At 71.5% G+C, this 21,916-nt stretch carries 19 protein-coding genes; 15 read left to right on the forward strand and 4 right to left on the reverse strand.

The features are described from left to right. The first annotated feature begins 48 nt into the window (after positions 1-48). Positions 49-693, forward strand: a complete 645-nt coding sequence (locus tag ABZ738_RS22655; RefSeq protein WP_131051177.1) for a response regulator transcription factor — start codon at positions 49-51, stop codon at positions 691-693. Between the two features lie 66 nt (positions 694-759). Here ABZ738_RS22655 and ABZ738_RS22660 read toward each other — a convergent pair whose 3' ends face one another. Together ABZ738_RS22660 and ABZ738_RS22665 are read right to left on the reverse strand one after the other, a co-directional pair. Further along, positions 760-2,103, reverse strand: coding sequence for a sensor histidine kinase (locus ABZ738_RS22660; protein ID WP_131051178.1), 1,344 nt, complete (start codon positions 2,101-2,103; stop codon positions 760-762). A gap of 125 nt (positions 2,104-2,228) precedes the next feature. Next, positions 2,229-3,401, reverse strand: coding sequence for an acyl-CoA dehydrogenase family protein (locus tag ABZ738_RS22665; protein ID WP_131051179.1), 1,173 nt, complete (start codon positions 3,399-3,401; stop codon positions 2,229-2,231). A 171-nt stretch (positions 3,402-3,572) separates the two neighbouring features. Between ABZ738_RS22665 and ABZ738_RS22670 the strand changes: the two genes are divergently transcribed. From ABZ738_RS22670 to ABZ738_RS22730, 13 genes are read left to right on the forward strand one after another with little or no spacing between them, the layout of a single operon-like run. Further along, complete coding sequence (locus tag ABZ738_RS22670; protein ID WP_176093498.1) at positions 3,573-4,340, forward strand: IclR family transcriptional regulator; 768 nt, start codon at positions 3,573-3,575, stop codon at positions 4,338-4,340. Beyond that, the gene (locus ABZ738_RS22675; RefSeq protein WP_357216066.1) at positions 4,337-5,575 is read left to right on the forward strand and encodes a CoA transferase; all 1,239 of its coding nucleotides are present in this window, start codon (positions 4,337-4,339) and stop codon (positions 5,573-5,575) included. Before ABZ738_RS22670 ends, ABZ738_RS22675 begins: the two co-directional genes overlap by 4 nt. Continuing rightward, positions 5,572-6,795, forward strand: coding sequence for a thiolase family protein (locus ABZ738_RS22680; RefSeq protein WP_176093500.1), 1,224 nt, complete (start codon positions 5,572-5,574; stop codon positions 6,793-6,795). Before ABZ738_RS22675 ends, ABZ738_RS22680 begins: the two co-directional genes overlap by 4 nt. Next, positions 6,779-8,062 (forward strand): ABC transporter substrate-binding protein, encoded by a 1,284-nt coding sequence (locus ABZ738_RS22685; RefSeq protein WP_357216069.1) that lies wholly within the window; start codon positions 6,779-6,781, stop codon positions 8,060-8,062. The genes ABZ738_RS22680 and ABZ738_RS22685 overlap by 17 nt, the downstream gene beginning before the upstream one ends. 19 nt (positions 8,063-8,081) lie before the next feature. Next, positions 8,082-8,915 (forward strand): amidohydrolase family protein, encoded by an 834-nt coding sequence (locus ABZ738_RS22690; protein ID WP_131051184.1) that lies wholly within the window; start codon positions 8,082-8,084, stop codon positions 8,913-8,915. A 2-nt stretch (positions 8,916-8,917) separates the two neighbouring features. Then, on the forward strand, positions 8,918-9,799 hold the full coding sequence (locus tag ABZ738_RS22695; RefSeq protein WP_161594881.1) for a branched-chain amino acid ABC transporter permease: 882 nt from the start codon (positions 8,918-8,920) through the stop codon (positions 9,797-9,799). Then, positions 9,799-10,821 (forward strand): branched-chain amino acid ABC transporter permease, encoded by a 1,023-nt coding sequence (locus tag ABZ738_RS22700; RefSeq protein ID WP_131051186.1) that lies wholly within the window; start codon positions 9,799-9,801, stop codon positions 10,819-10,821. The genes ABZ738_RS22695 and ABZ738_RS22700 overlap by 1 nt, the downstream gene beginning before the upstream one ends. Beyond that, positions 10,818-11,537, forward strand: coding sequence for an ABC transporter ATP-binding protein (locus ABZ738_RS22705; protein ID WP_131051187.1), 720 nt, complete (start codon positions 10,818-10,820; stop codon positions 11,535-11,537). Before ABZ738_RS22700 ends, ABZ738_RS22705 begins: the two co-directional genes overlap by 4 nt. Then, positions 11,534-12,304 (forward strand): ABC transporter ATP-binding protein, encoded by a 771-nt coding sequence (locus ABZ738_RS22710; RefSeq protein ID WP_217705983.1) that lies wholly within the window; start codon positions 11,534-11,536, stop codon positions 12,302-12,304. The genes ABZ738_RS22705 and ABZ738_RS22710 overlap by 4 nt, the downstream gene beginning before the upstream one ends. After that, complete coding sequence (locus ABZ738_RS22715) at positions 12,288-13,250, forward strand: thiamine pyrophosphate-dependent dehydrogenase E1 component subunit alpha (RefSeq protein WP_357216075.1); 963 nt, start codon at positions 12,288-12,290, stop codon at positions 13,248-13,250. The genes ABZ738_RS22710 and ABZ738_RS22715 overlap by 17 nt, the downstream gene beginning before the upstream one ends. Continuing rightward, complete coding sequence (locus tag ABZ738_RS22720; protein WP_131051189.1) at positions 13,247-14,203, forward strand: transketolase C-terminal domain-containing protein; 957 nt, start codon at positions 13,247-13,249, stop codon at positions 14,201-14,203. Before ABZ738_RS22715 ends, ABZ738_RS22720 begins: the two co-directional genes overlap by 4 nt. A gap of 23 nt (positions 14,204-14,226) precedes the next feature. Beyond that, positions 14,227-15,003 carry a hypothetical protein gene (locus tag ABZ738_RS22725; protein WP_161594882.1) on the forward strand — a complete coding sequence of 259 codons (777 nt, stop codon included), beginning with the start codon at positions 14,227-14,229 and terminating at the stop codon, positions 15,001-15,003. After that, on the forward strand, positions 15,000-16,703 hold the full coding sequence (locus ABZ738_RS22730) for a thiamine pyrophosphate-binding protein (RefSeq protein WP_131051191.1): 1,704 nt from the start codon (positions 15,000-15,002) through the stop codon (positions 16,701-16,703). The genes ABZ738_RS22725 and ABZ738_RS22730 overlap by 4 nt, the downstream gene beginning before the upstream one ends. A 78-nt stretch (positions 16,704-16,781) precedes the next feature. Here the strand turns inward: ABZ738_RS22730 and ABZ738_RS22735 are convergent, their stop codons facing one another. Next, entirely contained in the window at positions 16,782-18,182 is a 1,401-nt protein-coding gene (locus ABZ738_RS22735; RefSeq protein ID WP_131051192.1) for a S8 family serine peptidase, read from the reverse strand. Positions 18,183-18,392: 210 nt separating this feature from the next. Between ABZ738_RS22735 and ABZ738_RS22740 the strand changes: the two genes are divergently transcribed. Beyond that, positions 18,393-20,051 carry a hypothetical protein gene (locus ABZ738_RS22740; RefSeq protein WP_357216079.1) on the forward strand — a complete coding sequence of 553 codons (1,659 nt, stop codon included), beginning with the start codon at positions 18,393-18,395 and terminating at the stop codon, positions 20,049-20,051. Here ABZ738_RS22740 and ABZ738_RS22745 read toward each other — a convergent pair. Beyond that, positions 19,970-21,904: a hypothetical protein gene (locus ABZ738_RS22745; protein ID WP_357216082.1), complete on the reverse strand. Its 1,935-nt coding sequence runs from the start codon at positions 21,902-21,904 to the stop codon at positions 19,970-19,972. The genes ABZ738_RS22740 and ABZ738_RS22745 overlap by 82 nt on opposite strands. Positions 21,905-21,916 lie beyond the last annotated feature (12 nt).

A 21,916-nucleotide genomic window follows, 5' to 3' on the forward strand; every position in this document is an offset into this window, starting at 1 on the left:
GTGTGCGAAGATGCGCCGACCGATTTCCACCGATGACGGGGTGCAGGCGTGCGGGTCGTACTGGCGGAGGACCTTGCCCTGCTGCGGGACGGTCTCCACCGGTTGCTGACGGCCTCCGGCTTCGACGTCGTCGCCGCCGTGAACAACGGGCCCGATCTGAGAACGGCACTGATCGAGCAACGGCCCGACGTCGCCGTCGTCGATGTCCGGATGCCACCGCACCACACCGACGACGGGTTGCGGGCGGCCATCGAGGCCCGTGCGGTGGTGCCTCGGCTGCCGGTGCTCGTGCTCTCGCAGTTCGTCGAGCCGCTCTACGCGCGTGAGCTTCTCGTTGACGGCGCGGGCGCGGTCGGCTATCTGCTCAAGGACCGGGTACTCGACGTCGCTCAGTTCATCGAGTCCGTCCGGCGGGTGGCCGCGGGCGGCACCGTGATGGATCCGGAGGTCATCGCCGAGCTACTCGCCGGCCGGGCACGGGGACGGTCCCTCGAGTCGTTGAGCCCACGGGAGCGGGACGTTCTCGCGCTGATGGCCGAAGGCCGGTCCAACGGTGCCATCGCCGCCCGGATGTTCGTCTCCGAGAAGGCAGTGGTCAAGCACGTCAGTAGCATCTTCACCAAACTGGGGTTGTACCTCTCGACCAGCGACAACCGACGGGTGCTCGCCGTGCTCGCCTATCTCGACAGCTGACGGAGCGGCACACGGACCACCCGGAGCGCCGGCCCGGGGTGGTCGACGTGCGGGCCGGACCCGGAGCTACCGCTCGGCGCCGCCCACCGGGCTGTCGAGGCCCGTCGGCGTCGAGAGCTCGGCATCGGCTTCGCCGGGCAGCGGATCCGCGACGACGGACGCGCCGGCGGTGGGCAGCGCGATCGTCAGTATCGTCCCACCGGTGGCCGGTCCGCCGATCTCCAGCGTGCCGTCGAACGCGGCCAGGCGCTGCCGTACGCCCTCCAGACCGCCCCCCGGCACGAACACCGCGCCGCCCCGGCCGTCGTCACCGACCTCCAGGAGCAGCCGGTCGTGCTTCCGGCGGCCATGTACCCATGCCCGGCGTGCGCCGCTGTGCTTCACCGTGTTGGCCAGCGCCTCGGAGATCGTGAAGTAGGCAGCCGCCTCGACCGAGTCGCTGAGCCGGCCCGCATGGTCGATGTCGACGTCGATCTGCAGGGGCATCCGGATCGCCAGGGACTCCACGGCACCGACCAGGCCCCGGTCGCTGAGCACCGGCGGCCGGATGCCCTTGATCAGCGCGCGGAGCTCCGCGATCGCCTGCGCGTTGTGCGTCCGGGCCTCGGCCAGCAGCGGTCGTACGGTCGGATCGTCGCCGATCAGGTTCTCCACCATGCCGAGGCTCATGCCGAGTGCGACCAGATGTGCCTGCGTGCCGTCGTGCAGGTCGCGTTCGATCCGCCGCAGTTCCTGCGCCTGGGCGTCGACGGTCTGGGTGCGGGTCGTGGTGAGCTGGTCGACGCGCTCGGCGAGCAGGGCCCGTGGGCCGGGGCGCAACATGACGGCTGTCAGTTCGCCGTACCAGCGCATGATCACCGGGGTGATCAGCCAGCAGAACCACAGATAGAAGATCCCCCACGGGATGCCGTTGGCGGCGGCACTGCGAGTGTCGTGGATCGTCGTGCCGAACGGAAAGTCGAGACTCGCACCGGCGGGCAGCGTGCTCCACACCAGCGGTAGGAGCAGACCGAGCACGCCGGCGAGGAAGGCCGCGACCGGCACCGTCAACAACGCCACCCCGGCGGTCGTGTCCACGAACAGCCAGCGGGTGTCGCGCCAGGTCGCTGGATCGCGTAACACCGTGCTGAATCGGGCCCACCACCCGGCGGAGGGCAGCGGACGGTACTGCCGCCCGACGGTGATTCCCAGCTCCCGATGCACGAGGAGGCGCCGGCTGTCGGCCATCGCCCGAGCGGCGAGGACCGCACCGGTGAACAGCGGCAGAGTGACCCACAGCGCGGCGAGCGTCAGGGTGGTCAGCACCCAGGCCAGCACCAGCACCTCGGCGAACGCCAGTCCGATCAGGACGCACGCCCAGCCCAGCAACCGCCGACGGGCAGCGAACGAATACACCGGATGAGTCGTCATGGGGTTGATTATTCGTCCGTCCCGGCGCGGGCGAAGTGGACTTGAGTACACCTTCGAACGGGGCGTGCCCTACCCGCACGGTCGACGCCGCGTCCGGTACCGACCGTGCCGGAGGGTGGGACTGGTCAACGGAACGCGGCGGTACCGGTGAGCGCCTGACCGATGACCAGTTGGTGCACCTCCGACGTGCCCTCGTAGGTGAGCACCGACTCCAGGTTGTTGGCGTGCCGCAGCACCGGATACTCCAGGCTGATCCCGTTCGCGCCGAGCACCGTCCGGGACTCGCGGGCGATCCGGATCGCCTCGCGGACGTTGTTGAGCTTGCCGGCGCTGATCTGGTGCGGTTGCAGCAACCCCTGCGTCTTGAGCGTGGCAAGGTGCAGTGCCAGCAGCATCGCCTTGCCCAGTTCCACGCCCATGTCGGCGAGCTTGAGCTGCGTGGCCTGGAAGGCCGCGAGCTTGCGGTCGAAGATCTCCCGCTCCCGGGCGTACGCGATCGCGGTGTCCAGACAGTCGCGGGCCGCGCCGACGGCACCGAAGACGATGCCGAACCGGGCCTCGTTGAGGCAGGAGAGCGGCGCGGACAGCCCCGCCGCGTCCGGCAGCATCGCGTCGGCGGGCAGCCGGACGTCGTCCAGGATCAGCTCGCTGGTGACCGAGGCGCGCAGCGAGAGCTTGCGGGTGATCTCCGGTGCGGTGAAGCCGGGTGTACCGGCCGGCACGAGGAAGCCCCGGATGCCGTCGTCGGTGCGGGCCCAGACCACGGCTACGTCGGCCACCGAACCGTTGGTGATCCACATCTTCGTGCCGGCGAGGACCCAGTCACCGCCGTCGCGCCGGGCGTGGGTTCGCATGCCTGCGGGGTTGGAGCCGAAGTCGGGCTCGGTCAGCCCGAAGCAACCGATCGCCTCGCCGGTCGCCATCGCCGGGAGCCAGCGTTGCTTCTGCTCCTCGCCGCCGTAGCGATGGATCGCGTACATCGCCAGCGAGCCCTGCACCGAGACGAGGCTGCGGAGGCCGGAGTCGCCGGCCTCGAGTTCGAGGCAGGCCAGGCCGTACGCGGTGGCGGTCGCCCCCGCGCAGCCGTAGCCCTCCAGGTGCATCCCGAGCAGTCCGAGACCTCCGAGAGTCCGGGCGATCTCGCGGACCGGTAGCGCCCCGGCTTCGTACCAGTCGGCGAGGTGCGGGCGCAGCTCGCGGTCGACGAACCGGCGCGTGGTGTCGCGGATCGCGACGGCCTCGTCGTCCAGTCCCCGGTGTAGGTCGAGCAGATCCACTGCGGATTCGAGCAACGGCATGGGCCTTTCGTACGCCATGTTGCACAGGCGGGTCAAGAGTTTGCCGACAGCGCTGTGACCTGCTGTTTTATCAGAGAATCTTTAACGGTCAGTGTCTTGACTTGTACGAAAGCCGATGCCTATGGTGTCGCCCAACGGGACAGATGGCCGTTCAGCGGGACAGGAGCGATCATGGTTCGTGGTGACGAGACGCTCGACTCGGTGGACCGGGTCGCGGCAGTGCTACGGGCCTGCGCCGCCCATCAGGGCGGCAAGAGCGTCCGCGACCTGGCCGCCGATCTCACCCTCAGCAAGAGCGCGGTGCACCGGCTGCTGGTCTCCCTCGAACACGTCGGTTTCCTGCACTACGACTCGCCGTCCGGCCGCTACTCCATCGGCGAGGGGATCCTCGAACTCGCCGCCACCTATCCGCGACGCAGTGACCTGGTCGGCGAATCCCGTCCGATGCTCAGCGACCTCTGGTCCGAGGTCGGTGAGACGGTCTGCCTGCACATGGCAGTCGGCTGGCAACGCATGACGATCTTCCAGTACGAGTCGCCGCACGACCTCCGGTTCGCCACCTCGATCGGGGAGCTGTATCCGCTCTACGCCGGTGCGGCCGGACGCGCGCTGCTCTCCCTGTTCCCCGACGGCGAGATCGAGCAGTACCTGGACGACGTCGACCTCAAGCCCGTCACCGGGCGCACCATCGTCGGCAAGGACGACCTGCTCGACGGCATCGCCCGTACCCGCACCGACGGGTACGCGTTCAGCCACGGTGAGCGGGTGACCGGCGCGATCGGCATCGCGGCACCGATCGCGGTGCCCGGCCGCCCGCCCTTGTGCGTCTCGGTCTACGGCCCGGCCGAACGCATCCGCGCCGCGCAGACCTCCGCTCTGGCCAAGGCCGTCGTCCGGACCGCGCAGGCCTGCGCCGCAGCACTGGGCGGCGGCCGATGACGGCCCGCCCACTGGACGGGGTCCGCGTCCTCGACCTCACCATCTTCCTGTCTGGCCCACTGGCCACGATGTATCTCGCCGGGCTCGGCGCAGAGGTGGTGAAGATCGAGCGTCCCGGCGCCGGCGACCCGGCACGCGGCAATCCGCCGTACCTCGGCAGCGACGGGATCAGCTTCGGCCGCCCGGACGGCGACCAGATGTCACTGTCCATGCTCAAACGCGGTCGAGGCAAACGCAGCCTCGCGATCGACCTCAAGCAGGATCGCGGTCGGCAGACCTTCCTCGACCTCCTCGCGGTCTCCGACGTCGTGGTGGAGAACTTCCGTCCGGGCACGATGGCTGCCCTCGGGCTGGCGCCGGCAACCCTGTTGGCGGCCAACCCCCGCGCGGTGGTCTGCTCGATCTCCGGATTCGGTCAGACCGGCCCGAACGCGGCCCTGCCCGCGATGGACCTGGTCGCGCAGGCGCTGTCCGGGATGATGTCGCTGACCGGCAGAGCGGATGATCCGCCGTTACGCACCGGAATCGCCTCCGGCGACGTGATCGCCGGACTGACCGCCACCATCGCGATCCTCGCCGCGCTGCGGCACCGGGACCGCACCGGAGAGGGACAACTGCTCGACATCTCGATGCAGGACGCACTCCTGGCATCGGTGTTCGACGAAGCGCCCGACCTCTACACCCGACGCGGGATCCCGGTGCGCACCGGTAACCAACGCACCCGCCTCACCCCGTTCAACAGTTACCGGGCCGCCGACGGCTGGCTCGTCATCACCTGCGGCAACGACGGACACTGGCGGTCGCTGCTCACCGCGATGGGCCGCGCCGACCTGGTCACCTCCGGCTTCTTCGCCGCACAGGAACAACGGATGGCCGAGGCGGCGGAGGTCGACGCGTTCGTCGAGCAGTGGACATCCGCCCGCTCCCAACACACCGTGATCGAGACACTGCGGGAGCACGGCGTGCCGTGCGCACCGGTGCTCGAGGTCCTGCAGATCGTCGACGACGCCCATGTGCGTTTCCGTGGCGTGCTGCGGCCGGTCGAGCATCCGCTCGCCGGGCCCGTCGACGGGATCGCGGCGCCGGAGCTGCCGATGGCCTTCTCCGCCACCCCGGCCGGATTCGACCGGGCCGCACCGACGCTCGGACAGGACACCGACGTCGTCCTGTCCGGGCTGCTCGGCCTCGACACCGGCACCATCGCCGAACTCCGCGAGCAGGGGGTAGTGGGATGACATCCGAGGACGCGACCCTGGTGGTCTCCGCCGTCCGCACCCCGGTCGGCCGGTACGGCGGCAGCCTCCGCGACGTGCCGACGGTCGACCTCGGCGCGCTCGTGGTCGGGGCGGCCGCCGAACGGGCCGCGGTGGCCCCCGACGAGGTGGGCTCGGTGGTTCTCGGCACCTGCCTACCCGGCCCGCCGATGACCGCCGCCCGGGTCGCCGCCATGCTCGCCGGCCTTCCCGAATCGACACTGTCGCTGACCGTCGACCGGGCCTGCTGCTCGGCGATGACCGCCATCGGCGTCGCCGACGCCCAACTGCGGACCGGCCTCACCGACCTGATCGTGGCCGGCGGCATGGAGAACATGAGCGCGACGCCGCACCAGTTGCCCCGACGCTGGGGCAACCGCCCGGCCGACGTGGTGGCCGAGGATCCGTTGATCATCCGCAACCCGGTGCTCGGCGCCCCGGTGGCCCGGTACACCGGCGAGGTCGGCCTGGAGTTCGGATACGGTCGCGAAGCCCAGGACGAATGGGCGCTGACGAGCCAGCGACGGTGGGGTGCCGCCCACGAGGCCGGCCGCTTCGACGCGGAACTGCTGCCGGTGGCCCGGCCGGACGGCAGCGTCGTCGACCGGGACGAGCCGCCGCGCCCCGCCGTGACCCCCGAGCAGTTGGCCAAGCTCAAGACGGTCTACGGCAGCCCGACCGTCACCGCGGGCAACGCGCCCGGCCTCAACGACGGCGCCGCGGCCGTGCTGCTCGCGACACCACGGACGGCCGCCGAACGGGAACTGCGCCCGCTGGCGCGGATCCTCGGCTTCGCCTCGGTCTCCGGCAATCCGCGGTACGCCGCGGCACTGCCCGCCGATGCGATCGAGCTGGTGCTGAAGAACGCCGGAGCGACGCTCGCCGACGTCGACCTCCTGGAGGTCAACGAGGCGTTCGCGGCCACGGCGCTGGTCACCACCCACAAGTTGGGGGAGACCTACGGGATGGACGTGGCCGGGCTGCGTGCCCGGACCAACGTGGACGGGGGAGCGGTGGCGATCGGTCATCCGGTGGGCGCGTCCGGCGCCCGGATCGTGGTCCACCTCATTCATGAGATGCGGCGACGGGGCGGTGGCCTGGCCATCGCCTCGATCTGCGGCGGTGTCGGCCAGGCCGATGCGATCTACCTCGAGGTGTTCCCGCCGTCGAACAAGGAGAACGGCAATGGCTTTCCGCAATAGATTCCTCATTCCCCTCGTGATTCTCGGGCTCGTCGCGACCTCCGCGTGCGGCGACGACTCCTCCGCCGACGGCGATGACAACGGCCCGGTCCGGCTGGGCGCGCTGTTCCCGCTCACCGGCCCCAACGCGGTGCTGGGCACGGAGACCTTCCAGGGCGCCGAGATCGCCCGGCAGATGTTCAACGAGCGTGGCGGTCTCAACGGCCGTCAGATCGAGTTCGCCCAGGCGGATGCGCCCGACGCGAACGCCGCCACCAGCGAGGCGACCCGCCTGATCAACCAGCAGCGGGTGCCGATCATCATCGGCACCCAGTCGAGCGCGCTGAGCCTGCCCGCCACTCAGGTGGCCGAGCGGGCCGGCAAGATCTACTGGGAGACCGTCGCCACCTCCGACCAGATCACCAAACGCGGATTCAAGAACGTCTTCCAGTACAACGCCACCGGCACCGCGATCGGCACCATGCAGGCCAGCGCGGTCGCCGAGTTCCTGGCACCGGCGCTGAACACCACACCCGGCGCGCTGCGGGTCGCGGTGGTCGCCGAGGACAGCGCGTACGGCGCGACGATCGGAGCGGCCGCGCTCGCCAAGGCAGAGGAACTCGGCCTGAACGTGGTGGCCAACGAGAGCTACAACGCGGCACAGACCCGGGACTTCTCGTCGCTGGTGCTCAAGCTCAACCAGCAGCGGGTCGACGTGATGATCGGCGCCCTGCTGGTCGACGACACGGTGCTGTTCTTCCGGCAGGCCGCACAGACCGGTTTCGCCCCCAAGGCCGTCCTGGTCACCGGTGGCGTCTCCAACCCCGCCTTCCTCAACACCTTCAAGGAGAAGACCAACGGCATCCTGGTCGGCGACACCCCCGCGTCGGCCTCGCTGCCGGACTCCGCACTGACCCCGGACGCGGTGGCCGTCCGCGACGAATACCGCAAGCGCTACATCGAGGCGTACGGCGAGGAGAAGCTCTCCACCAACTCCGACCTCGGCTTCTCCGGCACCTGGGTACTGCTCAACGAGGTCCTGCCGAAGGCTGCCTCACTCTCCACCGACGACATCCGGGCCGCCGCGCAGAGCCTCGACCTTCCGCTCGGCTCGACCCTGCTGGGCTACGGCATCAAGTACTCGACCGACGAGGCGAACGCCGGCCTCAACACCCGGGCGCTGACCACTGTCACCCAGTGGCAGGACGGCAAGCTCGTGACGGTCTACCCCAAGGAGTTCACCACCGCCCAGCCCATCGACCTGCCACTGCCTGCCTGGGGCAACTGACTTTAGGAGACCCGAACCCATGATCACGTTGCCGAACGGCACCGACGCATTCATCGTCGACGTGCACGCCCACGTGGGTGAGAGCCAGCTGGTCGCCAAGACCTCCGACGTCCGATCCGGGGTGTTCGGACCCGACCTGGCGATCGAGTTCATGGACGAAGCCGGCGTCGACATGGCCTGCTTCTTCCCGACGTCCAACCCGATCTCGGACTACTCCAAGGCCAGCATGGTGCTGGCCGAGGCGGGCCGGCAGCACCCGGACCGGATCATCGCCTTCGGCCGGATCAACCCGAACTACGGCGTGGAACACAACATAGCCCTGATCAACGACCTGGCCGACGCCGGCGTCAAGGGACTGAAGTTCCACCCGCTGCTCGACGGCGCCTACCCCATCAACGACGCCCGGCTGGTCAAGCCACTGATGGACACGATCGCCGAGCGGGAACTCGCGGTCATCGCGCACTGCGGCGAGGTCTGGACCGCCACCCCGGCGCTGATGGCCGACCTGGCGATGGACTTCCCGACCATCAACTTCATCGTCGGCCACATGGGCCTCTACGGGTTCCACCACGAGGCGTTCGCGTTCGGCAAGCGGCTGGACAACCTCTACCTGGACACCACCGAGTTCTACCCGGCGTGGTGGATCTCCGAAGCGGTCCGAATCGTCGGCGCGCACAAGGTCCTGTGGGGATCGGACATCCCGTACCTCCCCTACGGCCAGGAACTCGACAAGATCACCAAATGGTCCGGTGTCGCCGAGGAGGACATGCCCGCGATCCTCGGCGGCAACCTGGCCCGCATCCTCGGCATCACCATCCCGTCCGAGTCCACACCCTCGCGGACGGCGGGATAGCCATGCCCCTGGCCCAGCTGGTCGTCTCCGGCGTACTGATCGGCGCCCTCTACTCGCTGATCGCCGTCGGCCTCAACCTGGTCTTCGGAGTACTGCGGGTGGTGAACTTCGCGCACGGTGAGCTCGTCATGCTCTCGATGTTCGCCGCCTACTTCCTGCACCAGTGGTGGAACATCGACCCGTTCCTGTCGGTGCTGATCACCGCTCCGGCCGGATTCCTGCTCGGTGCCCTGGTGTACGTGGTCGTCCTCCGTCCGATCATGGGCAAGGGCTTCTTCGTCCAGGTCTTCGCCACGCTGGGCCTGTCACTCCTGCTGCTCAACGGCATGCTCTACCTGGTCAGCGGCACCTATCGCACAGTGACGACCAGCTACACCGACAACACCGTCCGCATCTTCGGTACGGTCGTGTCCACGACCCGGCTGGCGGCGTTCGGGGTGGCGGTCGTCGTCGCGCTGGCGCTCTGGGCGTACCTGCACCACACGACGTGGGGCCGGGCCATCCGGGCGACCGCCCAGGACCCGGCCGCCGCGTCCACGCTCGGCATCAGCGTCGACCGCATCTACCTGCTCACCGTCGCGGTCAGCGCCGCCATCGCCGCCGTCGCGGGCAGCCTTTTGGTACCGATCATTCCGATCTATCCGGGGGTCGGCGAGCAACTCGTGCTCGTCGGATTCGTCGTGGTGGTGCTGGGCGGGCTCGGCTCGTTCGGCGGCGCGCTCGCCGGCGGTCTGCTGATCGGTGTCATCGAGACCGTCAGCGGCTACTTCATCGGCGAAGCCGTCAAACAGGCGTGCTACTTCATCGCCCTGATCATCGTCCTGCTCCTGCGTCCGGCCGGCCTCTTCGGCACCCGTGGCGCCGAAGAGTTCCGGGTGGCCTGATGCGACGAGCGATCCCCTACCTCGCCGCGGCCCTGGTCGCGATAGCCCTCCCACTGGCGCTGACCAACGAGCCGTACTGGCTGGACATGCTGGCACTGCTCGGATTCTGGGCGGCACTGGCCGGTTCGTGGAACCTGCTCGCCGGATACACCGGCCAGGTCTCGCTCGGTCACGCCGCGTTCAGCGGGATCGGGGCGTACTCGACCGCGCTGGCCGCCACCAAATTGACCAGCAACGCGCTCGTCGGCCTGCTCCTCGGCGTGGTCCTGGCCGCGGCCATCGCGGCCATCGTCGGACTGCTGACGCTGCGCCTGCGCGGACCGTACTTCTCCATCGCCACCATCGCCTTCGCCCAGGTCGCCTCGATCACCGCACTGAACTGGAAAGACGTCACCGGTGGGGCAGAGGGGATCTTCCTGCCGTTCGAACCCGGGCCCGCCAACCTCATGTTCGAATCACCCGCGACCTACGCCATCATCTTCCTGCTCTGCGCGGTCCTGATCGCCGCCGCGACCGCCTGGATGGCCCCCTCACGCACCGGCCTCTTCCTGCGCGCGATCCGCGACGACCCGGTCGCCGCCGCCTCGCTCGGCGTCCGGGTCACCGCGCTCAAACTCGCCGTCTTCGCGGTCTCGGCCGCCATCGCCGCCGCCATGGGCGCACTCAACGCCGCACGTATCGGCTACGTCGACCCGACCGGCACCATGACCCTGCAACTGTCCATCCAGGTCGCCCTCATCGCCGCGATCGGCGGCATGGGCAGCCCCGCCGGCCCGCTGATCGGCGCGATCGGCATCATCCCGCTGCAGTTCCTGCTGCGCGCCGAACTGGGCGGCCGGTTCGGCGCCCTCTACCTCGCCGTGTACGGCCTCCTGCTGGTCATCGTGCTGCGGTACGCCCCCGGCGGCGTGGTCGACCTGGCCACCCGCGCGTACCGACGGATCCGACCCGGTCCGACACCACCGGCCATGCCCCCACCACCGGCGACGGCCACCACCGCGCCCGAGGAGGTGCGCTCGTGACCGCCCTGCTCGAACTCCGCCACGTGGACAAACGCTTCGGTGGCGTACACGCCACCCGCGACGTCAGCTTCACCGTCGACGAGGGCGAGATCCTCGGCGTGATCGGTCCGAACGGCGCCGGCAAGTCCACCCTGTTCGAACTCGTCTCCGGCTTCGTCAACCCGGACTCCGGCGAGATCCTGCACGCCGGCCGACCGATCCACCGCCTGTCCCCGTCCGCGGTGTCCCGCCGGGGCGTGGTCCGAACCTTCCAGAAGCTGCGGCCCTTCCCCGACCTGACCTGCCTCGAGAACGTGATGATCGGCGCGCTGGTCGGCGAGCGGCGAACGTCCAGGGCCCGACAGACGGCCGACGCGGCACTGCACCGGGTCGGCCTGGAACACCGCCGCGACGTGCACGCCCGTGGGCTCTCCACCGGACAGCGCAAGCGACTGGAGGTGGCGCGCGCCCTGGCCACCGGCGCCCGGCTGCTGCTGCTCGACGAGGTCACCGGCGGGGTCGATCCCGGCGCCCGCCAACAACTCGTCGACCTGGTCCGTGGACTCAACGCCGAGGGGGTGAGCATCGTGCTGATCGAGCACGACATGCGGGTGATGGAGTCACTGGCCCACCGGGTGCTGGCCCTGCACCTCGGACGCGTACTCACCCTCGGCCCACCCGCCGACGTGATCGCCGACGAGCGCGTCCGCCAGGCATATCTGGGAGGGCAGGCATGACCACGCCCCTGCTGGAAGCCCGCGACATCACCTCCGGTTTCGGTGACTACCAGGTGCTCTGGGGTGTCGACCTCACCCTCGAGGAACACGGCATCACCGCCATTCTCGGCCCGAACGGCTCCGGAAAATCCACCATGATGGCCGCGCTGTCCGGGGTGCACCGCTCCTGGGGCGGCGAGGTCCTGCTCGCCGGCGAACCGGTGCAACACCTGCCCGCACACCAGCGGGTTCCGCTCGGCATCTGCCACGTGCTCGAACGCCGACGGCTCTTCGGCTATCTCTCGGTACGCGAGAACCTGCTCCTCGGCGCCACCCTCAAGCAGGCGCGCAAACACCGCGTGGCGTCCGAGGAGCACGCGTACTCGCTCTTCCCGATCCTGGCCGAACGCGGCAAGCAACTGGCGCACCAGCTCTCCGGTGGCGAACAACAGATGCTGGCGATCGCCCGGGGTCTGATGGCCCGACCCCGGGTCCTGTTGCTCGACGAACCGCTGCTCGGACTCTCACCGGCCCAGGTCGAGGTGGTCGCGGACGTGATCCGGCGACTGCGCGCCGAGGGCGTGACCATCCTGCTGATCGAGCAGAACGTCCAGTTGGCCCTCGGCGTCGCGGACCGCTGCGTCCTGTTGCGCGGCGGTCAGGCCGTGCTCGACGCACCCAGCGCGGACCTCACCGAGGACATCGTCATGTCGGTCTACGTCGGTGGCGACCCGGGCGAGGCCCTGCGCCGCAGCCGGGAAGGAGACACCCATGCCGGACAGCCCTGACCTCATCGACCTCTACCGGCGGATGGTGCTCATCCGCGTCTTCGAGGAGCGCGCGGTGGAGCTGCGCCGCGAGGGCCGCATCCACGGGACGGTGCACCCGTACATCGGACAGGAGGCGGTCGCCACGGGAGTGTGCGCGGCACTCGGCACCGACGACCGGATCGCCTCCACCCACCGCGGACACGGCCACCTGCTGGCCAAGGGCGGCGACCCGGACCGCACCATGGCCGAACTGTTCGGCCGGGTGGACGGCTACTGCCGAGGTCGCGGCGGATCCATGCACGTCGCCGACGTCGACCTCGGCATTCTCGGCGCGAACGGCATCGTCGCGGCCGGCGTCCCACTCATCCTCGGGTCCGCCTTCGCCGCCACCTACCTCGGCGAGCCACGGGTGTCGGTGGCGTTCTTCGGCGACGGCGCGACCGGGCAGGGCGCGTTGTGGGAGTCGCTGCACCTCTCGGCGACCTGGAAGCTCCCCACCGTCTGGGTGTGCGAGAACAACCAGTACGCCGTACACACCCCGGCCGCCGACGCGCTGCCCACCGAGCGGATCCACGAACTCGTCCCGCCCGCCACCATGCCGTCGGTGCGGGTCGACGGCAACGACGTGGAAGCCGTGCACGCCACGGCGGCCGAGGCGGTCGACCGGGCCCGGTCCGGCCACGGACCGACCTTCATCGAGGCGGTCACCTTCCGCACCACCTGGCACAGCTTCCGGTACGCCAACCAGCCCGACCGCCGCCCTCAGGAGCAGCGGGACGACTGGGCGACCCGAGACCCGATCGTCCTGCTCGGCAACCGGCTACGCGCCGACGGACACGACCTGACGGCCGTCGAGTCCGAGGTCCGGAACCGGATCGAAGCGGCAGTGTCCTTCGCCGACGCCAGCCCGTACCCCGACCCGTCCACCCTGACCGAGGACGTCTTCGCGGAGGTCACCCGATGAGTGCGGCCACCACCTACGACGAGGCCGTCGACCTCGCGGTCCGGCACGAGATGGAACGCGACCCTCGGATCTTCTTCCTCGCCACCGACCCACCGGACGGGCTGGCCGCGCACTTCGGCCCGCAGCGCGTGCGCCAGACACCGATCTCCGAGCCGTCGTTGACCGGCATGTGCGTCGGCGCCGCCATGTGCGGGCTCCGCCCGATCTTCCTGTGGCGCAACGTCACCTTCGGTTTCGGCGCGCTCGACCCGGTCTTCAACCAGGCGGCGAAGCTGCGCTTCATGCTCGGCGGGCAGGTGCGCATCCCCCTGGTGATCCGGGTCAGCTACGGCGCCGGCACCGGCCTGGCCGCACAGCACATGCAGTCGCCGTACGCCATGTTCGCCGCCATGCCGGGCCTCAAGGTGGTCGCGCCGTCCACCGGCGAGGACGCGTACGGCTTGATGCGCACCGCCCTGCTCGACGACAACCCGGTGGTGTTCTTCGAAGGCGTCCGGCTGTCCCCGCAGGCCGCCGTCGTCCCCGACACGCTCGGCGAACCCATCCCGTTCGGCGTCGCCCGCACCGCCCGGGCCGGCGACGACGTGACCATCGTGGCAATCGGCCATCAGGTGCACGAGGCGCTGGCCGCCGCCGCCGACCTCGCCGCCGCCGGAATCGACGCCGAGGTGATCGACCCCCGTACCCTCGCGCCGCTGGACACCGCGACGGTCACCGCCTCGGTGCGGCGCACCGGTCGACTCGTCGTGGTGGACGAGGCACCCGCCGCGTGTTCGATCGCATCCGAGATCGTCACGTCGGTCTGCGAGGACCCGGCGGCACTGTCGGCGCTGCGGACACCGCCACGACGGATCTGCGCGGCGCCGGTGCCGATCCCGTACACCAGACCGTTGGAGCAGGCAGCGGTCCCCTCCGCGCAGCGCATCGCCGACGCCGTCCGGGACCTGATGTGACGACCGTCGTCGTGGTGCACTCGGTGACCCGCCTCGAGGCGCCCGCCGCCGGGGTGATCGCGGTGACCGGCTCGCACGGCGGACTGTTCGCCGCCGTCACCGCAGCCCGGCACCGGGTGGCCGCAGCCGTGTTCAACGACGCCGGGCTCGGCCGGGACCGCGCCGGCGTGTCCGGCCTGGCCTGGCTGGACCGGTACGCCGTACCCGGGATCGCCGTCTCGCACCTGAGCGCGCCGATCGGGGACGGACAGGCGGTCCTGGACACCGGCGTGGTCTCCGTGGTCAACGAGACGGCCGCCGCCCACGGATGCCGGCCCGGACAGCCCGCCCGCGTCGCCGTGTCCATGGAGTTCGCCGCCCCGTCCGACCTGGACTTCGCCGACGACGTCGAGGAGGCCCGGCACACCCTCGCCCCCGGCGTGGTGGGTCTCGACTCCGTCTCCCTGGTCACCCCCGCCGACCGCGACCTGGTGGTGGTGACCGGGTCACACGGTGCACTGCTCGGCGGCGTACCGGCCTCCGCCGTGAAGGTGGACGTCCGCGCCGCCGTCTTCAACGACGCGGGCGGCGGACCGGACGGGCGTGGCACCACCCGGTTACCGGCGCTCGCCGCCCGCGGCATCCCGGCCGTCACGGTCGGCGCCGACACCGCCCGCATCGGTGACGCCCGCTCGACCTACGCCGACGGCATCGTCACCGTCGTCAACGAACCCGCCGCAGCCGCCGGGATACGGCCCGGCATGACCGTTCCACAAGTCGTCTCCCGCGTTCGCCGCCACACCCCGAAAGAGGCGTCATGACCAGCACGATGTCCGGGGGCGAAGCGCTCGCCCGGTCCTTCGCCGCGCACGAGTCCGGCGACATGTTCGGCATGGGCGGCTTCCAACTGCTGCCGTTCTATGCCGCCGTCCGCACGCTCGGCATGCGCCACCACCTGATCAACGACGAACGCACGGGCGCGTTCGCTGCCGACGCCTACGCCCGGATGACCGGCCGCCCGGGCGTGTGTGACGCCACCCTCGGCCCGGGCGCGACCAACCTCGTCACCGCACTGGCGGAGTCGACCAACGCGGGAGTACCGCTGATCGCCGTCACCGGGGACACCCACCGCGGATACAGCGGCCGGCACATGACTCAGGAGACCCAGCAGGTCGAGATCCTGCGCCCGGCGGCCAAGGCACTGCTGCGGGTGGAACAGCCCGAACGGATCCCGGAACTGGTCAGACGGGCCTACACGATCGCCACCTCCGGTAGACCCGGCGCGGTGGTCCTGGACGTGCCCGAGGACGTCTGCCACGCCCAGGTGACGATGCCCGAGGACGCCTTCTGGACCGACGCCGAGACGCACCGCGTACCGGCCCGACGCACCCGGCCCGACCAGCACACGCTGGACCGCGCGGTGGCGCTGCTGGCCACTGCCGAACGTCCCGTCCTGCTGGCCGGCGGCGGCATCCATCTCTCCGGTGCACATGAGGCGCTGGCTGCGTTCGTCCGCGCCTGGGGAGTCCCGGTGGCGCACACGATGAGCGGTAAGGGCTCGGTGTCCTGTCTCGACCCGCTGTCGATCGGTCTGTTCGGGCGCTACTCGCGCTACGCCAACGACCTGATCAAAACCGCCGACCTCGTCGTGGTGGCGGGGTGCAAGCTGGGCGAGATAGCCACCGAGCGGTACGACCTGCTGCCGCCGGCCACCCCGATGATCCACATCGACGTCCTCAGCGAGGACTTCGGACGAACCGCCCGACCCACCGTCGCGCTGTGGGGCGACGCGGCCAGCACCCTGACCGATCTCGCCGCTGCCTCCTCCGCCACCACCCGGACCGGCTACCTTGAGGAGATCGACGGGCGGCGCCGGACCTGGCAGGAGCGGACCCGGCCCAGACTGACCACTGACGAGCGTCCGATCAACGTCGCCCGCCTGGTGCACGAACTCAACGGCATGCTGCCCGCCGACGCCGTGCTGATCGCCGACGGCGGGTTCGCCGCCCACTGGACCGGGCTGCTCTACGACACCAAACAGGCCGGGCGCGGGTACGTGGCGGACCGCGGCCTCGCCTCGATCGGCTACGGCGTACCCGGTGCGCTCGGCGCGGCGCTGGCCGTGCCCGACCGCCCGGTGGTGGCGCTCTCCGGCGACGGCGGTCTCAACATGTCCCTCGGTGACCTCGAGACACTGCGTCGAGCGGACGTCAACGCCACCATCGTGGTGGTGAACAACGCGGCCTCCGGATACGTGAAGGCCCTGCAGCACGTGCTCTTCGACGGCGGCTACCAGTCCTCCGACCTGTCCGAGATCGACTACGGCGCGGTGGCGTCGGCACTCGGCTGCCACGGCGTCCGGATCGAGGACCCGGAGGCGTTGGCGCCGGCTCTCACCGAGGCGGTGACCACGCCCGGCCCGAGCGTCGTCGACGTGGTGGTGACCCGGGACCCGGCGAAGATGCTGCCGGGAGTCGACAAGCGGGCCGCCTCGAAGCGCGCCGACGACCGCATCGCCTGACGTCTCGTCGGCGTCCGCGCTGTCGCCTGGAGCATGTTGGCGAGGCTCCTCAGGTAGGCAGCGGGACCCGCACACCGGTCACTGTCGCCGTCGCCCCTGTCGGACACCGACCACCAGCAACCCGATCATCCCCAGCAGGACCACCACCACGACGGCGAGGCCCGGACCCCGGTCGACGGTGAACGTGCCGGTCCGCCCGCCTGTGGTCTCCGCCTGCGCGGCGGCACCGACGGTGGCGGCGGGGTCGATGACACCCCAGCCGTACCGGGGATCCGGCGCCCGTTCCTGACCCAGTTCGGCGCCGTAGACGACGCGGGCGACCACGGCGGCGGCGTCCAGGTCCGGGTGGGCGGAGCGGACCAGCGCGACCAGGCCGGCCACGAACGGCACGGCGAAGTCGGTGCCGCTGGCCTCGACCTCCCCGGTGCCGCCCAGCCCGACACTGGCCACCGCGACGCCGGGCGCGAGCACGTCCACGGCCCGTTTCGGGTACGGGTACGCCGGTTCGTCGTCCGTGCCGACCGCCCCGACGCGCAGCAGACCGTCGTACGGGCCGTCGCCGAGCGCGGAGCCGGCCGGCGGGGCGGCGACCACGAGCACCACGTCGGCGTCGGCCGCGAAGCCGAGCAGGGCGGCGCGGTGCGCCTCGGTCAGAGTCACCTCGGCCGGCACCATCACCACGTCGGCACCTGCGTCGATCGCCAGCCCGACGGCGTCTACCACGTCGTCGCCGGCAGCCTTCCCGTCACGCAACGGGATCCGGACCGGGAGGATCACGGCCCCGGGTGCCATCCCGGTGAAGTGACTTCCTGGGCGTGCCTGTGCCGCGACGATGCCGGCCAGGGCCGTGCCCCGCCCGAGGCAGTCGGTGTCGCCCCGGCCGTCGACGACGTTCACGTCGGCACCGGGGCGGACCCGCCCGGCGAGCGCCGGCACGGTGGCGTCGACGCCGGAGTCGACCACGGCCACGGTCACCCCGTTGCCGGTGCTCCGCTGCCAGGCGACGCTCGGCGCGAGCCGCAACTGCGCCCACGGCACCGCCATGTCGCTGGTGGTGGCCGCCGAACCGCAACCGTCGCCGGAGGAGCGGCCGTCCGCTCTCGGCGGCGGTGGCGTGGGCGGGGTCGGTACGCGGGTCGGCAGGAGTCCGTGCAGGACCCCGTCGCCGTACGCGTCCCAGGGCAGGACGAGCAACCAGCCGACCCGGAGCGCCGTCGGGTCGGTGAGCACGCCACCGTCCGGCTGGATCCGTCCCTCGTTCAGCGCGACGATCGACAGGTAGCGGTCGCCACTGCCCAGCAGCCGGGTCGAGATGTCCCACAGCGACTCCGGCGCGCCGCTGCCGGTGCCCCGCACGACGTAGTACTTGACGTGGGAACCGGCCGGATTCGGCACCGGTTCGGCCCGGGCCGGCACCGGGGCGCCGAGACACAGCAGGGCGGCGACCAACGGTGCGACGAACCGCCGTGGTGCTCCCAACGATCACACCTCCAGGTCACCCCAGCCGGCCCCGTCACGACTGCCCCGCCGTCTTGCAAGATACCCGGGTCCGTCGCGGCCGTTGACCGATCACCGCGCTCCCGCCACCGTGTGAACCAGACGGTGGCGGCGTGCGTAGTGGGTGCGGCAACCCGGGTGCAGCGGGCCGGTGGTCCGGAGTGGATTCCAGTCGGGAAGGGACGGTCGACGATGGGGCTTCGCGTCAGTCGACGCCGTACCGGTGGCCTGGCTGCCGTGGTGCTGGTGTCCGCCCTGTTGGCGCTCGCGACTGCCGGCCCGGCCCGCGCCGCCGCACCTGCGGACACGCCGACATCGGCGACCACGGGGTCCGCCACGACCCGCTACTACGTCGTCGGCGCGACCGATCAGGGCGCACCGGAGTTCCTGTACCAGATCGCGGCACGCACCCTCGGCGACGGCAACCGGTTCCGGGAGATCTTCGACCTCAATCGGGACCGTCTGCAGCCGGACGGTGCGCGGCTCACCGATCCGCTGGTGCTGCGCGAGGGCTGGCTGCTGGAGCTGCCGGCCGACGCCGACGGCCCCGGGGTGACGGTGGGACCACTGCCGGAGGTGACGGAGCCGGCCGGGTCCGTCGGCGAGGCGCCGGCCGCCGGACCGCCGCCGAACGCCCCCGACCCGGACGGCCTCGGCGGCTTCCTGTTCCGGTTGGCGGCGTTCGGCGTCATGGTGATGCTGCTCGCGATCGTGCTGTGGATGCTGCGACGCGGGCGGCCGGGAACGAGCCAGGCCGACACCGCTCCGATCGGGGAACCACCCGCACCACGGGTCCGACCGGAGCGCAGCCCGGTGCCCCGACCGCAGGCCACCGGGGCATCCGGTCCGCCGACGGCCGCCGTCGTCGTTCCGGCTGACACCGCAGCGCCGGTCACCGTCCCGGCATCCGCCCCCGACAGGAGAACCGCCGTCCCGCCACCGGTGCCCGCCTCCGTCGGCCTGACCACCGAAGTCGGGCCGAGCCCCGGGCGCACCATTCTCAGACCGGACTCGACGAGCGCCCCGGACCTCACTGACGGCCCGGACACCACCGACGCGCCGGACCGTCCGAGCGGCCCGGCTGTCACGTCGGGCGGCCCGGCCTCCACGGCACCCGGTCCGATCGTCGCGTCGAGCTCACGCGACGGGGGCGACCAGCGGCTCGCCTCGGGCCCGCCGGAATCCGCCGTGCGCCCCCGGCCCGAGAGCGGGACCAGTGGATACACCAAACTGCGCACCGACCTCGACGACGCCTCCACCGCACTGCGGGTCCAGCTCGTCGGTGCGGCCGGCCCCTCCGCCCCGCCCGCGTACGCCTGGTTGGCCGACGACGAGCAACTCACCGGTGCCCGGGTTCCGGTCCGGCTGGGCCACCGCGACGGGTGGGGCCTCTGGGTCGACCTGGCCCGGACCCCGGACGTTCTGACCGTGACGGGTGACCCGGTCGCCTGCCGGCAACGGGCCGCGTCACTGGCCCGGCAACTGCTGGCGGCGGACGTGGACGTGATGGTCGTCGGCGACGCGCTCGGTGCCGACCCGCCGCCCGGCGCCCGATGGTTGGACGAGTTCCCCCTGGACATGCCCGACCCCGGCAGCACAGCGGCCGTCGTGTTCAGCGGCGGGCTGCGCGGCGCACGGTTGCGGGCTGCGCGGCGGATGGCGGCGGACAGCGGTGGCGCAGTGGTGCCGGTGCTCACCGGGGAGGTACTCCGCGCCCGATGGTCGATCGTGGTCGAGGTGCCGACCCCGACCGAACCGGTCGCCCCGACTCAGTCGGACGGCGGCACGGCCGACAGCATCGCCGCCAACGACACGGCGCCCGACGACCCGGGGACGACCATCCAGCCCTGAGCCGTCGGCCGGAACCTGCGGGTGACCGTCACCCGGGGGTAGGCCCGGGTCGGCAGCACCAGAGCGATCCCGGCGGCCCGCAGGCGCGGGGCCCGCGAGCGCACCAGCGGCAGGCTGTCCAGCCGGTCCGCGGTGGCCGCGACGTCGATCGCCCGCCGCGCGGGCACCCGCAGCTCGACGAGCCAGTGGCCGTCCCGGACACCGGGCTGCTCGCGGTGCAGGGGCAGCCAACCGCCGGGTAGCGCCCGAGCCGTGACGGGCACCAGCGCGTAGCAGCGGCCGAAGCGGGCCCGTGGCCAGCGGTCCGCGTCGTTGGGCAGGCCGACCACCCCGTGCCGGGCCCCGGCACACCGCAACCGGACCGGAACCGGCTCGTCGAACTCCCGCTCCAGCGTGGACACCGAGGCCCGGTCCAGGGAGTACGCGGCGAGCATCCGGACCCGGTCGAGCCGACCGGCCGGCAGCAGGTACGCGTCGGCCTGCGCCAGCAGGTGCTGCAGGTCGGCGGGCACGTGCAGGTCGAGAGAGGTGACCCGGACCGCCCCGCCGGGTGCCACCCGGGCCCGGAACAGGTACCCGCCCCGGCGGCCGGCGGCGGCCTGCGCCAGATCGGGACGACCGATCAGGAACAGCTCCGCAGCCGGTACGCCGTCGGCCAGCACCTCGGCAGGCGACACCGGTGTCGTCACGTACAACTCGACCGGGGCGGTGTTCACCGGCAGCCCGTCCGTCAACCAGCTCACGCCGTACCCGGCGGGGCGTTGCGGATCGGCGGCCAGCACCGGCCGACGACCCGGTCCTGCGTCGGTCGGCACGTCGGCCGCCGTCACGCTGGTGCGAGGGGCCGCCGCCAGACCGGCCATGATGACCTCGGTGGTGGGCAGCAGTCGACCGTCGGCGGTGCTCAGGTAGCGCGGCGGCCCGCCGGACCCGTCGTCCGGCTGATGGTCGTGCCAACGCCCCGGTGCGCCGCCGGCGTCCAGCGCCCGCAGGTCACCGGACTCGGCAAGGATCTCGGCGGTGCCACCGACCGGCGGCGTCCACACCGTCGCACCACTGGCCTCGGCGAGCGCGGCGACTTCGGCGGCCAACCGCACCCGTTCGGCGGGATCAGCCGGCCAGGTCAGCCACAGCCGCAGGTCCCCGCCGTACAACGGCAGGCTGGACAGGGCCGCCGCCAGCGCCGGGCCGGTCAGGATCTCCTGGGTGCCCCGGTAGTCGCCGACCAGGAACCCGGCGGACCGGACCGTGACGGCCACGGTGACCAGATCGGGGTCACCCGGGGCGAGCCGGGCCACCGCCGCCCGCCGGGCGGTGAAATCGGCCCGGGTCGCCAGCGCCAGCCCCCCGGGCAGCGCCAGCACGACGGTCCCCGTCCGGGCCTGCACGGTCCCGTCGACCAGATCGAACCAGCCCGGCAGCGACGACTCCAGGCCGGGCGGCTGAAGCACCGTCCAGTCGACGGGGTCGCCGCTGGCCCGCCCCACGGCGACCGCGTCCCGGGGCGCCTCCGGCTCGTCGGGCAGCCACCGATGGTGGACGTCGGCACCCGCCGGAGTGATCAGCACGTCCTGACCGAGCATGGCGGCGACCTCGCGGAACAGGCTCGCCCGCCGCTCCCCGTCGGCGGTCAGCATCCGCACGTCGTCACCGGCAGCCCCCGACCGGCGTACCAGGTCGGCGATGTCCTTCGCGGTCAGCGCCGGACCGTCCGCCCCCACGGCCGCCAACGCGCCGTCCGGTCGCGGCTCCAACCAGACGTCGAACAGGCCCTCCACTCGGCGGTGCCGGGTCGCGTCGAGGCGACGGATCTGAGGGGGACCGCCGGACGCCGCGCGCGCGATGGGCCGCATATCGTCCATCTA

This window comes from Micromonospora sp. NPDC047793 (assembly GCF_040642635.1).
GTDB lineage: Bacteria > Actinomycetota > Actinomycetes > Mycobacteriales > Micromonosporaceae > Micromonospora.

Coding starts and splice junctions, on each gene's coding strand:
- ABZ738_RS22730 (WP_131051191.1), top strand. CDS start 15,000: ATGACCAGCACGATGTCCGGGGGCGAAGCGCTCGCCCGGTCCTTCGCC.
- ABZ738_RS22740 (WP_357216079.1), top strand. CDS start 18,393: ATGGGGCTTCGCGTCAGTCGACGCCGTACCGGTGGCCTGGCTGCCGTG.
- ABZ738_RS22715 (WP_357216075.1), top strand. CDS start 12,288: ATGCCGGACAGCCCTGACCTCATCGACCTCTACCGGCGGATGGTGCTC.
- ABZ738_RS22720 (WP_131051189.1), top strand. CDS start 13,247: ATGAGTGCGGCCACCACCTACGACGAGGCCGTCGACCTCGCGGTCCGG.
- ABZ738_RS22675 (WP_357216066.1), top strand. CDS start 4,337: ATGACGGCCCGCCCACTGGACGGGGTCCGCGTCCTCGACCTCACCATC.
- ABZ738_RS22700 (WP_131051186.1), top strand. CDS start 9,799: ATGCGACGAGCGATCCCCTACCTCGCCGCGGCCCTGGTCGCGATAGCC.
- ABZ738_RS22710 (WP_217705983.1), top strand. CDS start 11,534: ATGACCACGCCCCTGCTGGAAGCCCGCGACATCACCTCCGGTTTCGGT.
- ABZ738_RS22690 (WP_131051184.1), top strand. CDS start 8,082: ATGATCACGTTGCCGAACGGCACCGACGCATTCATCGTCGACGTGCAC.
- ABZ738_RS22660 (WP_131051178.1), bottom strand. CDS start 2,103: ATGACGACTCATCCGGTGTATTCGTTCGCTGCCCGTCGGCGGTTGCTG.
- ABZ738_RS22685 (WP_357216069.1), top strand. CDS start 6,779: ATGGCTTTCCGCAATAGATTCCTCATTCCCCTCGTGATTCTCGGGCTC.
- ABZ738_RS22670 (WP_176093498.1), top strand. CDS start 3,573: ATGGTTCGTGGTGACGAGACGCTCGACTCGGTGGACCGGGTCGCGGCA.
- ABZ738_RS22695 (WP_161594881.1), top strand. CDS start 8,918: ATGCCCCTGGCCCAGCTGGTCGTCTCCGGCGTACTGATCGGCGCCCTC.
- ABZ738_RS22680 (WP_176093500.1), top strand. CDS start 5,572: ATGACATCCGAGGACGCGACCCTGGTGGTCTCCGCCGTCCGCACCCCG.
- ABZ738_RS22745 (WP_357216082.1), bottom strand. CDS start 21,904: ATGCGGCCCATCGCGCGCGCGGCGTCCGGCGGTCCCCCTCAGATCCGT.
- ABZ738_RS22665 (WP_131051179.1), bottom strand. CDS start 3,401: ATGCCGTTGCTCGAATCCGCAGTGGATCTGCTCGACCTACACCGGGGA.